This is a genomic window from Candidatus Allofournierella merdipullorum, from assembly GCF_048426865.1.
In the GTDB taxonomy this organism is placed as follows: Bacteria; Bacillota; Clostridia; order Oscillospirales; family Ruminococcaceae; genus Allofournierella_A; species Allofournierella_A merdipullorum.
In genome coordinates this window covers 59132-70708 of record NZ_DBFNWJ010000036.1, presented here as the reverse complement: position 1 = coordinate 70708, position 11577 = coordinate 59132, and the positions used below count along the sequence as shown (strand labels likewise).

12 protein-coding genes and 1 tRNA gene are annotated in these 11577 nt (G+C 60.9%); 6 read left to right on the top strand and 7 right to left on the bottom strand.

Annotated features, from left to right (window positions below; all coding sequences use genetic code 11):
• Positions 1-8: 8 nt before the first annotated feature.
• From recO to ACMNAY_RS06290, 7 genes are all read right to left on the bottom strand, one after another.
• Positions 9-752, bottom strand: a complete 744-nt coding sequence (gene recO / locus ACMNAY_RS06320; RefSeq protein ID WP_418718823.1) for a DNA repair protein RecO — start codon at positions 750-752, stop codon at positions 9-11.
• A gap of 235 nt (positions 753-987) precedes the next feature.
• Positions 988-1881: a GTPase Era gene (gene era / locus ACMNAY_RS06315; protein WP_418718822.1), complete on the bottom strand. Its 894-nt coding sequence runs from the start codon at positions 1879-1881 to the stop codon at positions 988-990.
• 4 nt (positions 1882-1885) lie between these two features.
• Complete coding sequence (locus tag ACMNAY_RS06310) at positions 1886-2344, bottom strand: diacylglycerol kinase family protein (RefSeq protein WP_394975467.1); 459 nt, start codon at positions 2342-2344, stop codon at positions 1886-1888.
• 1 nt (position 2345) lies between these two features.
• Complete coding sequence (gene ybeY, locus ACMNAY_RS06305; RefSeq protein WP_394967230.1) at positions 2346-2846, bottom strand: rRNA maturation RNase YbeY; 501 nt, start codon at positions 2844-2846, stop codon at positions 2346-2348.
• Positions 2847-2928: 82 nt separating this feature from the next.
• The gene (locus tag ACMNAY_RS06300) at positions 2929-3894 is read right to left on the bottom strand and encodes a PhoH family protein (protein ID WP_394967232.1); all 966 of its coding nucleotides are present in this window, start codon (positions 3892-3894) and stop codon (positions 2929-2931) included.
• Positions 3895-4021: 127 nt separating this feature from the next.
• Positions 4022-5176: a sporulation protein YqfD gene (locus tag ACMNAY_RS06295; protein WP_418718821.1), complete on the bottom strand. Its 1155-nt coding sequence runs from the start codon at positions 5174-5176 to the stop codon at positions 4022-4024.
• A 3-nt stretch (positions 5177-5179) separates the two neighbouring features.
• On the bottom strand, positions 5180-5476 hold the full coding sequence (locus ACMNAY_RS06290; protein WP_394975463.1) for a YabP/YqfC family sporulation protein: 297 nt from the start codon (positions 5474-5476) through the stop codon (positions 5180-5182).
• A gap of 60 nt (positions 5477-5536) precedes the next feature.
• On the opposite strand from ACMNAY_RS06290, the gene ACMNAY_RS06285 reads away from it, so the two are divergent.
• The 6 genes from ACMNAY_RS06285 to ACMNAY_RS06260 all read left to right on the top strand — a co-directional run bounded on the left by ACMNAY_RS06285 (position 5537) and on the right by ACMNAY_RS06260 (position 11548).
• Entirely contained in the window at positions 5537-6655 is a 1119-nt protein-coding gene (locus ACMNAY_RS06285) for a hypothetical protein (protein WP_418718820.1), read from the top strand.
• Complete coding sequence (locus ACMNAY_RS06280; protein WP_394967239.1) at positions 6645-6869, top strand: hypothetical protein; 225 nt, start codon at positions 6645-6647, stop codon at positions 6867-6869. The genes ACMNAY_RS06285 and ACMNAY_RS06280 overlap by 11 nt, the downstream gene beginning before the upstream one ends.
• A gap of 51 nt (positions 6870-6920) precedes the next feature.
• Positions 6921-6996 (top strand) — tRNA-Thr (locus ACMNAY_RS06275).
• A 125-nt stretch (positions 6997-7121) separates the two neighbouring features.
• Positions 7122-7499, top strand: a complete 378-nt coding sequence (locus ACMNAY_RS06270; protein ID WP_418718819.1) for a BlaI/MecI/CopY family transcriptional regulator — start codon at positions 7122-7124, stop codon at positions 7497-7499.
• Entirely contained in the window at positions 7492-10047 is a 2556-nt protein-coding gene (locus tag ACMNAY_RS06265) for a M56 family metallopeptidase (RefSeq protein ID WP_418718818.1), read from the top strand. Before ACMNAY_RS06270 ends, ACMNAY_RS06265 begins: the two co-directional genes overlap by 8 nt.
• Before the next feature lie 121 nt (positions 10048-10168).
• The gene (locus ACMNAY_RS06260) at positions 10169-11548 is read left to right on the top strand and encodes an MATE family efflux transporter (protein WP_418718817.1); all 1380 of its coding nucleotides are present in this window, start codon (positions 10169-10171) and stop codon (positions 11546-11548) included.
• Positions 11549-11577 lie beyond the last annotated feature (29 nt).

The following is an 11577-nucleotide window of genomic DNA, read 5'->3' as shown; positions in this document are numbered from 1 at the left end:
AAGTCGGTTCACTCCAGAACGGAGTGAAGGAAATCCAATGTTTTCAAGGGCTTGTCCAGCCGGGCGGCGGCGTAGCGCTCGGCCACAAGGCTCAGCTTTTCCAGGCTTCTTTGCGAGAGGGTGAAAGAAAACACCTTTTTGTCTTCCACCAGCGCGATGTGGCGCAGGGCGATGAGCGCGCCCTCGTCCAGATTGGGCACGATGCCCTGGGCCTCGGCGCAGTCGCCGCAGAGCAAATCGCCCGCACCGACATCGAAGTAAAAATCGCCGCCGTCGTATTTCTGGCAGCTCTTGCAGCACAAAAGGGCGGGCATGTATCCCGCCTCGCACACCGAGCGCAGTTCATAAACGGCCTTGATCTGGGCCAGCGGCTTTTTCTGCTCGCTGATGAGGTAGAGGCTGTTGAGCAAAAGCCGCAGCTGGGCCGCCGCCTCGCCGCAGCTGGGCAGCAGGGCCTGGGCCATCTCCGCCAGATACATGGCCAGCGCCATGCCCTCGATGCTTTTGGGCAAGCCAAAGAACACCTGTTTGACCTGGGCATCGTCCACTACGTACATGGTCTTGCCCGCAAACAGGGTGAATTCGGAATAACAAAAAAGCCCGCAGGCACTGAAAAGTTTGCTTTTCAGGCGCAGGCTTCCCTTGGCAGATGCAGAGATCAGGCCGTGCTCGGGGGTGAGGATGGTGAGGATCCGGTCAGACTCCCCCACCTTCACTTCCCGCAGCACCAGGCCCGGCGTCACCAGTTGCATGTTCGTCTCCCGCAGGCGGCGGCAGCCCGGGCTGCCCGGTGCGCAGAGCCTTTTTGTAGTTCAGGTACTCCCGCACGCCGCCGGTCGTTTCAAACTCTTTCCAATAAGAACCGCTGCTTTCCATCGCTGGTCGCCCCCTGGTGGTACTGTTCCACCATTGTACGCCGGTATGCCCGGAAAAGTTGTCCAGCGATGTAGAAAAATTTTTGCGATGTGTCGTGTTTAACCGACAACATCATTTGTTTTGGACAAAGCCGAAGTCGTTGAGCAAAAAGTCGCTGTCGCGCCAGTCGTCTTTCACCTTGACCCAGCACTGAAGGTTCACCTTTGCGCCCAAAAACTCCTCGCAGTCCACCCGGGCGGCGCTGGCGATCTTTTTCAGCATCTGGCCGCCTTTGCCGATGACCATGCCCTTGTGGCTCTTGCGCTCGCAATAGATGTTGGCGTCGATGTCGATGATGTTCTTGTCTTCCCGCTCTTTGAAGCGCTCCACTGTCACGGCGATGCCGTGGGGCACCTCGTCCCGCAGGAAAAGCAGCATCTTCTCCCGCAAAATTTCGCTCACCAGCGCCTTCTCCGGCATGTCGGTGTAGGCGTCGTCGTCAAAGAAGTGGGGGCCTTCCACACCGTAGGCCGCCAGAACCTCGAACAGTTCCTCGCAGCCCTTGTCCTCCCGGACGCTGATGGCCGTGACCTTGTCGAACACACCCAGGGCCTCCAGCTGCGCGGTGCGCGCGGCCAGGTCCGCCTCGGATTTGAGGGTATCGGTCTTGTTGATGACCGCCACCGCCGGCGTGCCCCGCAGCGCATCGATCATGGCCTGCTCGGCCTCGGTGAACTCGCCGTAGGGCTCAAAGAGCATCAGGCTCACATCCACATCCGCCACGCTGTCGGTCACCGTCTTGCTCATCCGCTCGCCCAGCTTTGTGCGAGGGATGTGTACACCGGGGGTGTCCAGCAGGACATACTGCACCGGCCCGCGGGTGACGATGCCGGTGATGCGGGTACGGGTGGTCTGGGGTTTGGAGGTGACGATGGCCACCTTCTCCCCCACCAGCCGGTTGGTCAGGCTGGATTTGCCCACGTTGGGCTTGCCCACGAGGGCAACAAAAACCGATGAGGTCTGCAAGGGATCATCCTTTCTTTCTTTCGGGCCAGAACACGAAGAACCAGGCCCCCGCCAGCGAGATCGCCAGCAGAGCCGCGGCCCAGAGATTTTCCACAAACCAGGCGGGAATGGTGCAAAGCACTTCCGGCTGCCAGAACAGCACGCCGCCCACCGCCGCCGCCGCAATGCTGAACGCCAGCACCGCGCCCGCGGCCATGTCCTTGGCGCCGCCCGCCGCACGCCAGTGGGCGGGGTCGGGGGATTCCACCGAGCGCTCGATGGCGGAGTTGACCAGCTCCAGCGCGATCACGCCGCCGATGCAGAGAAACAGCAGGGCGTATTCCACCGCACTGAAGGAATAGAACAGGCTGGCCAGCAGCACATACGCCCCGGCGCACAGATGAAAGCGCAGGTTGCGCTCCTCTTTCACCGCGGTCCAAAAGCCCTTTGCCGCATAGCCGAACCCGGCAAAAAAACGCCGCATATCAGATCTGGTCCGCCGTGTAGGACACGGTGCGGGGCAGGCCCAGCTGAATGAGCACGGCCTCTTCCTTCTCCCGCATCTTCACCGCGGCAAGGCCGCCCTGCTCATGGTCGTAGCCCAGCAGGTGCAGCATGGAGTGCACGGTGAGGAAGGCCACTTCCCGCTGCAGGGGGTGGCCGTAGAGCTCCGCCTGCTCCATCGCCTTTTCCATGGAGATGACGATGTCGCCCAGCAGGCAGGCGCCGGTATCCTGGTCCACGTCGTACTTGCCGTCCTCGCCCAGGGGGAAGCTGAGCACGTCGGTGGGCATGTCCTTGCCCCGGTACTGGGCGTTCAGGGTCTGGATCTCCGCGTTATCCACGAAGGTCACGCTGATCTCCGCAGGCTGCTCGAAGCCCTCAAACTCCAGTACCGCATTGCAGCTGCGCCGGATCAGGATGCGCAGGCCCGAGGGGATCTTCACCTTTTTCTGCTTGTTTGTGATCAACACTTTGTTTGACACACCGTTTCACCTCTTCAAAATATGAATATTCCGTTCGCGGAGTTCTGTCCCCGCGCAAAAACGCCCTGCACAGGACGTTGCTTTACGAATTGCGCCGCTGGCGCGCTGCCCGGTCGTAAGCCTTGACGATTTCCTGCACCAGGCGGTGACGCACCACGTCCTTTTCGGTGAAAAAGACCCGGGCGATGCCCTCCACGTTTTTCAGAACGCTCAGCGCGTCCACAAGGCCGCTGCGGGTGCGGTCCGGCAGGTCGATCTGGGTCACATCGCCGGTGACCACCACCTTGCTGCCGGTGCCCATGCGGGTGAGGAACATCTTCATCTGCTCCCGGCTGGTGTTCTGGGCCTCGTCCAGGATGATGAAGGCGTCGTCCAGCGTGCGGCCGCGCATATAAGCCAGCGGGGCCACCTCAATGGTCTGCTTTTCCAGCAGCTTCTGGAAACTCTCCGCCCCCAGCATGTCGAACAGACCGTCGTAGAGCGGGCGCAGGTAGGGATCCACCTTGTTCTGCAGATCGCCCGGCAGAAAGCCCAGCTTCTCCCCCGCTTCCACGGCGGGCCGGGTGAGGATGATGCGGCTGACCTCCTTGCTCTTGAAGGCCTTCACCGCCATGGCCACCGCAAGGTAGGTCTTGCCGGTGCCGGCAGGGCCCACGCCGAAGGTGATGGCGTTCTCCTTGATGGCCTGCAGATACTCCCGCTGGCCCAGAGTCTTGGGACGCACGGGCCGCCCCTTGGCAGTAACGGCCACAAAGTCCTGGGTGAGTTCGCGCACGCGGCGCTCCTCCCCCGCGCCGGCCAGGCTGATGCAATAGCGCACCGTCTGCTCTTCCAGGGGCGTGTGGTTTTCAAGCAGCGTGAGCATGGCGTCCACCGCGCGGGCGGCCGCCGCCACCTGCTCCGGCTCGCCGGTGAATTTGATCTGGGAGTCTCGGCACACCGCCGTGATGGAAAACTCGTTCTCCAACAGTCGGATGTTTTCGTCCCGGTTTCCAAAGATGGCCAGCGCAGTCTCCACGCTGTTCAGCTCGATCAGTTTTTCTGCCATTCCACACCTGCTCACTTGCAAATACTCGCGGGCCGTTCTATTCCACTGGGCCCACAAACACATCGTTATTATACCACAAAATATTCCAATAGGAACTGTCTGTTTTACACAAAATTTTAAATTGTTTTCATTCACCCTTTTCCCGGGCAATGTCCGCCTTGAAATCCACCGTCATGGTGTAGGTCAAAGTGCCTCCGTCCCAGTCCTCCCGGCGGCTTTCGGCAATGATCTCGGCGTCCGGGAATTCCGCGTACAGCTGCGCCAGGCAGGCAAACCGGGCGTACTGACGGGCGCCGTCCGGCGTGAGGTGGAACTGGCGCGTCTGCCGCTGGGGGACATACCGCTCCTCAACGGTGGCCGGCAGCGCGAACCCCAGCACGGTGAGCGGTCGGTGGGTAACACGCACGTCGTCACTCTCGGGCAACTGCGGGCCCAGTTCCAGTGTGCGGCCAAACAGACGCAGGCGGTAACTGCTCTCGATGCCCCCGGTGAGGGTCTCCGTTTCGTAGGTGGATGGCTGCACACACTGGTAGGTCTTTTTCACCGCTGCCACCACCAGCCCTTTGGCGTGGCTGGCCACCGGCTCCTCGTAGGGGTCGGGCTTATAGGCGCTCACCAGCACATCGCCGGCGGCGACGGTCTGCCCCACCCCTTTGGCAGCGAAGCCCTCCTGCACGTTCAATTCCAGAACGATGCCATCCGCCGCCGCCACCAGATCCACCGGCTCATTGGACTCAATGGCCGGCTTTTGCAGCGCGGGGCTGGCCTCCACCACCAGCCGCCCTTTTTCAAAATTAAGCGATACCCAGCCGAAGCCGTCGTCAGAGTCCATGATCTGTTTTTCCGCGGCCCGCAGCTTTTCCTGGGTTAAAACGGCGCCCTCACAAATATCCATAGAATAAAGCAGCTGCTCCACCTGGCGGCAGGCCGCCGCGTCCAGCCCGTCATAACGGATGGACCACACGCCCTGTCCCAGCAGATGCACCGCTGCCGCAAAAATCAGCGGCGCGAGCAAAAGGCCCCAGCGCCCGCGGTACCTGCGCAGGCGGAAATATACGCCTTTTCGGCGGCCCGCCCGCAGACGCGCACCGCACCGCCGCGCAAGGCGGGAAACCAAGAGATAGCTGCGGGCGGGCAGGCTGGCTGAAAAGCCTTCCGGCGTAGGCTGAACCCTGTAAAGCGGAATGCCCTGTCGGCCGCAAAGTGTTATCAGTCTTTCCCATTGGCCGCCGCTGGCGGTGAACTCCACGCCGGCGAAGCAGTTTGACCAAATTAGTCCCATTGTTTACTCCTCATTGGAAAATTCCGCGCGGAATACCCGCCCTTTTAATGTCAGCATCCGCCCGCCAATACCACACAACGTGAGATCGTCGCCGTACAGGCTCACCTGCCAGCCCCCCATATCCAGACGGATCTGGTTTTCATCGTAAAGCAGAACGCCTTTGCACCCTTCCACTTCCACCAGTCCTCCGCACTGGATGTGCAGAATGGGCCGCCGGTAAAAACCTGCGGGCGGCTGGCCTACCAGCCGCTTGAAATATGCCTTGGGGCTTTCCCGTTTTGCCCTTCGTTTTTGTTTCATTTCCTGCCCCCTGACTTTATCGTGCTTTCTCTTATTTATATTAACCGGGAGGATGAGCTTATGAAGGAACTTCCGCTGCGGGCCGTATCCGGCGGTCTGTGCGCCGCCGCGCTGCTGGCAATTTTGTTTCTCCGCCCGCTCGCCTGCATCGAAGGCGTCCGGGCCGGGCTGAACAACTGCGCGGAACAGGTCATCCCCGCGCTGTTCCCCTTTTTTGTGGTCTCGTCGCTGGTGGCCGCCGGCCCGCTGGCGAAGATGCTGGGCGTTATAGTGTGGCCTTTCACCCGCTTTGGTCTCGGCATTCGGGACGCCCGCGCCGCCACCGCGCTGCTGCTTTCCTGGCTGGGCGGTTTTGCGGTGGCGGCCAGAGTCATCAGTCAAATGTATGCCGAGGACGCCGTGACCCGGCGGCAGGCGCAGCTGCTTCTGATCTGCGGGGTTGGGTCGGGGCCTGCCTTTGTGGTGAACACTGTGGGAGTTCTGCTGCTGGGCAGCGCCCGGCTGGGCTGGTGTATCTTTGCCGCACTGCTGGCCGCCAACATCATCGCAGGACTGCTGGCGCGTCTGCTGCTGCCCGCAGAGCCTCTTTGCAGCGGCCGCGTTTGCCCCACCACGGCGGAACAAGCCGGAGACGTCGGTTTTGTTGCCTCGGTGCAAGGCGCCATTCAAAGCATGCTGACGGTATGCGGCTTTGTGGTCTTTTTCAGTTTTCTGAATCGTGTACTGGCAGAGTTTCTGCCCGCCTTTGGCCCTGCGCGAGCGGCAGCGGCGGCACTGTTGGAAGTGACCGGCGGCTGCATCCAGGCAAGCCGACTGGGCGGTGCGGCAGCTGTCTACGGCTGCTGCGCCGCGTTGAGCGTGCAGAGCCTTTCCGTCCTTTTGCAGATGCGGGCGCTGCTGCACCGGGAGCTCCCGCTCCTGCCTCTGGCGGCGGCACGGCCTGTGCATCTGGTCTTCTCGCTGGGCGCGCTGCGCTTTCTGCTGGGCATCGTACCCGGAGCGGCCGCCGCAGCAGTGGCCGGGGAGCGACTGATCGTGCAGAGCCGCACCGCGCCCGACGCCGCCCTCGTTCTGTTTGCGCTGTGCTGCGTGGTGCTCTATGGCTGCGGCTTTACATCCGGCAGTCAAAAGAGTATAATGGACAGGAATTCTGAGAGGAGGTCCCGCCGTGTTTCGTAAGCATCCCGTCCCCGGCCAAAACGTCGAGCCGGCCTGTGAATACTGCGAGCATGGCCGCCGTGCCGCTGACCCGCGCATGATCCTGTGCCAGAAGCGCGGGGTCGTTTCGCCCTATTTCCACTGCAAGAAATTCCTGTATGACCCCATCCAGCGCATCCCCCGCCGCCAGCCCCGACTGCCCAGCTTTTCCCCGGAGGATTTTCAGTTGGATTGACCGTTTGCTCTTGACGCACGGCCCTTTTTCCGTTACAATGATAACCGTTCCGCTGGAATAGCTCAGTCGGTAGAGCAGCTGATTCGTAATCAGCAGGTCGCGTGTTCAAGTCACGTTTCCAGCTCCACAAAAAGCCTCGCAAACGTTTGTTTGCGGGGCTTTTTTCTTTTGCAGCCCGGGCTTGACAGCATCGCTCTAACATGTTAGACTAAAACCAAGCTCTAACGCATTAGAGAAAGAGAGGTGCGTCGAATGGACGTGCCCAAGGTTTTTGAGAGCGAATACCGTCTGTGCCTGATTTTGTGGGAGAATGAACCCATCAGAAGCAGCGAACTGGTGCAGCTGTGCCGCGAGCGGCTGGGCTGGAAACCCACAACCACCTACACCGTCATCAAGCGGTTGTCGGAGCGGGGGGTGCTGAAAAACGAAAACTCCGTTGTGACCTCGCTGGTAAGCAAGGACCAGGTGCAGGCCGCCGAGATCGACGAGCTGGTGGAAAAGACCTTTGAAGGCTCACTGCCCGCGTTTGTGGCAGCTTTCACCAAGCACCGCAGGCTCTCGGCCAAGGAAGTGGACGAGGTGCAGGCGATGATCGACCGGTTCCGGGAGGAGGCAGAGCGCAATGGCTGAATGGCTGGCGAATGTGTTCATTGAGTTTGTGAACCGAAGCATCGCCGCATCCTGGCTGGTGCTGGCGGTGCTGGTGCTGCGTCTTTTGCTGCGCAAAGGCCCGCGCTGGGCAAACGTGCTGCTGTGGGGGCTGGTGGCGTTCCGCCTTGTGTGCCCCTTCACGCTGGAAAGCGCGCTGAGTCTTTTGCCAAGCCGGGAGACCGTTCCGGATAACATCATGCTCTCCCCCGCCCCGGCGCTGAACAGCGGCATGGCCGCGGTGGACCGGGTGGTGAACCCCATCGTGACCGAAACCTTTTCCCCCGCTCTTGGCGCCAGCGCAAACCCGCTGCAGGTGCTCATTCCCCTGTTGTCGTTGGTGTGGGCGGTCGGCATCTTCGCCCTCTGCCTTTACACCCTCGTCAGTTGGCTGCGGCTGCGCCGCCGGGTGGCCGAGGCCGTTCCGGTACGGGACAACATCTTTGAAAGTGAGCTGGTGCCCACCCCCTTCGTGTTTGGCATTGCTCACCCGCGCATCTATCTGCCGGCTGCCCTGCCCGAAGCAGCCCGCGGCCCGGTGATTGCCCACGAAGAGGCCCACATCGCCCGCCGGGACCACTGGTGGAAGCCTCTGGGCTTTGCGCTGCTGGCGTTCTACTGGTTCAATCCTCTCATGTGGGCGGCCTATATCCTCTTCTGCCGGGACATCGAGCTTGCCTGCGACGAGCGGGTGGTGCGGGATATGGCCCCCGGCCAGCGGGCGGATTATTCCCAAGCGCTGCTGGAGTGCAGCGCCGACCGCCGGGCGCTGGGCGCATGCCCGCTGGCTTTCGGCGAAGTGGGCGTCAAAGCCCGGGTAAAGGCGGCGCTCCACTACAAAAAGCCCGCCTTCTGGGCCGTGGCGGGCGCGCTTGTTCTCTGTGCCGTAATGGCCGTGGTCTTTCTCACTGACCCTCTCACTCCGCGCTACGATTTTTCCGAAAACGCCATCGTTTCCGCAACTGTTTGGGACTACGCCGAACCCAGCGAGCGGGAGCTGAACACCAGCCAGCTGGATGAGCTGACCGGCCGGCTGGAAGGACTGCAGGGCCTTTCCCGCACCAGCGAAGAAGGGTTCACTCCATTGTACGCCCTGGTGGCGGAGCTGGAGGACGGCACCTCCCTGACCTTCAACGGGTACAGCGATGACGGCAGCCAGGTGCGCACGGAGTACAAAGGCCGGCTGTGGCAGGTGACTGACGAAGAGTTCTGCGCCTACCTTTATAATCAGTGGCAGGAGGGCGACACCGCAGAAGCCATCCCCGAGCCCGGCCCCCTGGATGAGTATGCCGACGCGCTGATCGATACCCTGGAACTGAAAGACGATCAAATTCTTTTCACCCTGCCCGAAGAAGTGCCGGAGGGCGCACAGCTGACGATACAAATCTCCGGGCGGGCAGTATATGAAGACGGGTTCAGCCAGAGCCTGCATTTTTTGGAGGACACAGACTGGACGCCGGGCGAGCAATACTCCATCCCCTACGACCCCGCCTACACCTTACTAAGCATGTTTCTCTATGCCGATTATCCCGATGGCACCCAGGAGGAGCATATAATTTCCCTCAACCGGCTCATTGAGGCGCTTGTCTACGCCCAGAGCGCCCCGGCACTGACTCCGGAGGTGGCGGACAAGTTCATTGCCGACACACTTGCAAGTTTCACAATGTCGGCCAACGGCAGATATAACATCATACTGCCGGGCCCTGTCCCTCTTTCCGAGAATGGTAAAACGACCCTTTCCATCACCCTGAACGCCACTTATTCCGACGGGCCGGGCACCTATTCCACCGAGTCACATGAGTTCGGCCCTGAATACGGCGGCGCAATATTAGGCGGGTTCTCCGGCGATATGGACACGCTGGTCAGCGTTTCGCTGAATGCATTCTTCATGACCGACGAGGGCGAAAATCAGCAAAGCATCTACGCCCGGGGCGGCATCGAACTGAACGCCCCCTTCACCTTCGGTGAGCCGGCAGGTTATTCCGAACCGATGGCGACGGTATACGAGGAAGGCGGCGCGACGAAGGTGCTTTATACCTTCAGTGACGGAAGCGAGGCTCTGGTTTCCATGGTTCTTCCCACCGGCTTTACCGTGCAGGGTGACACGACCATCGATGAGGCAGGCATCCCCGTTCTCGGCCTGCTACAAAACGGCCAGCAGGTGGGCGCTATCCATCTGTGCGGTCTTGGGGCTACAGACGAGCCCACGCTTGCAACAGTGGACACTGCCGCCGACAGCGTTCCCATGCAGATCTTTGCCAATATGGCCCTCTCCAACCACGCAGGCTTTGAGGATTATCATGTGGTGGAAAGCTCCGACACCGGTGCTGTGGCCACCGCCCGGTATGTCTGGCAGGAACTGGGCACCACCGACGCGGCGGTCACCGACCCCTGGAACAGCCGCGACTGTGTGCTGGCCTACGACTGGCAGGTGCTGCCCTATTTTGCAGAGTTCGCCTTTTCCGACGGCGCTTTCAGTGCGCAGCAGCTGAGCGCTCTGGCCGAAAGCATCGAGCTTTCGATTGGATAAATGTCTTTCTCCCCCGCCCTGCGTGCGGGGGAATTTTTTGCATCCGCCCCCCTCTTGCACCCTCTGTTCTACCCTTTTATAATAGAAAGAGTTGATTTTATAGAAACAGAAGGTGGATGGAATGACAAAAGCCGTGGAGCCAATGACCAGCGGCACCATCTGGAAGCGACTGACCTTTTTTGCGCTGCCGCTGTTTTTGGGCAACCTGTTCCAGCAGCTTTACAACACGGTGGACTCGCTCATTGTAGGTAATTTTCTGGGCAGCAGCGCCCTGGCGGCGGTGAGCAGCTCCGGCAGCCTCATCTTTATGCTCATTGGTTTTTTGAGCGGCATCGCCGGCGGCGCGGGCGTCGCGGTGGCCCGGCGGTTCGGCGCCGAGGACACCCCGGGCGTGGAGAAAGCAGTGCACACCACGGTAGCCTTCGGCCTTGTGGCGGGCGTTGCCATGACCGCGCTGGGCGTGCTGCTCAGCCCTCAAATCCTCATCTGGATGGACACCCCGGAAAGCGTTCTGCCCCAGTCCGTCACCTACCTGCGCATTTACTTTGCCGGGTCGCTGTTCTTTGTGATGTACAACATTTTCGTGGGCATTTTGCAGGCGGTGGGCGACAGCCGCCATCCCCTGTACTATCTGATGGTCTCCTCGGTGGTGAACCTGGTGCTGGACGTGGTGTTCATCGAGTTCGTACACACCGGCGTGGGCGGTGCGGCTCTGGCCACCGTCATCTCTCAGGCTGTGAGCGCTCTTTTGTGTCTTGTGCATCTGATGCGAAGCAAGGAGTGCTATCGGCTCTCTCTGCGCAAGTTGGGGTTTGACCCCGCCTGTCTGCGGGAGATCATCCGGTTGGGTCTGCCTTCCGGCGTGCAGAATTCCATCATCGCTTTCGCCAATGTGTTGGTGCAGTCCAACGTGAATTCCTTCGGCGAGATGGCCATGGCCGGCTACGGCGCCTACACCAAAGTGGAGGGCTTCGGCTTTTTGCCCATCAACAGCTTCACCATGGCCCTGACCACCTTTGTGGGCCAGAACCTGGGCGGCCACGAGTACGAACGCACCCGTAAGGGCGTGCGCTTCGGAGTACTCACCACCGTGCTGCTTGCGGAGGGCATCGGCGTGGTCATTTTCCTGCTTGCGCCGCAGCTCATCGCCGCTTTTGACGCAACGCCGGAAGTGGTGCAGTTCGGCACCGACAAGGCCCGCACCGCCGCTTTGTTCTACTGTCTGCTGGCCTACTCCCACTCCATCGCGGCGGTGCTGCGGGGCGCGGGCAAAGCCATCGTCCCCATGTTCACCATGATGGTCTGCTGGTGCGTTATCCGGGTGACCTTCCTCACTGTCACCGTGCCGCTGACCCACAGCATTCAGATGGTCTACTGGGTCTATCCCCTCACCTGGGCGCTGAGTTCCGCTTTCTTTTTCTGGTACTACCACCACGGCAACTGGCTGAACTTCGAGATTGCCAACCGCCGCCTGCCGGGACGCGCCGCTGGAAAGGATTGACACATCGGCGGAAATATAGTAGACTGTTA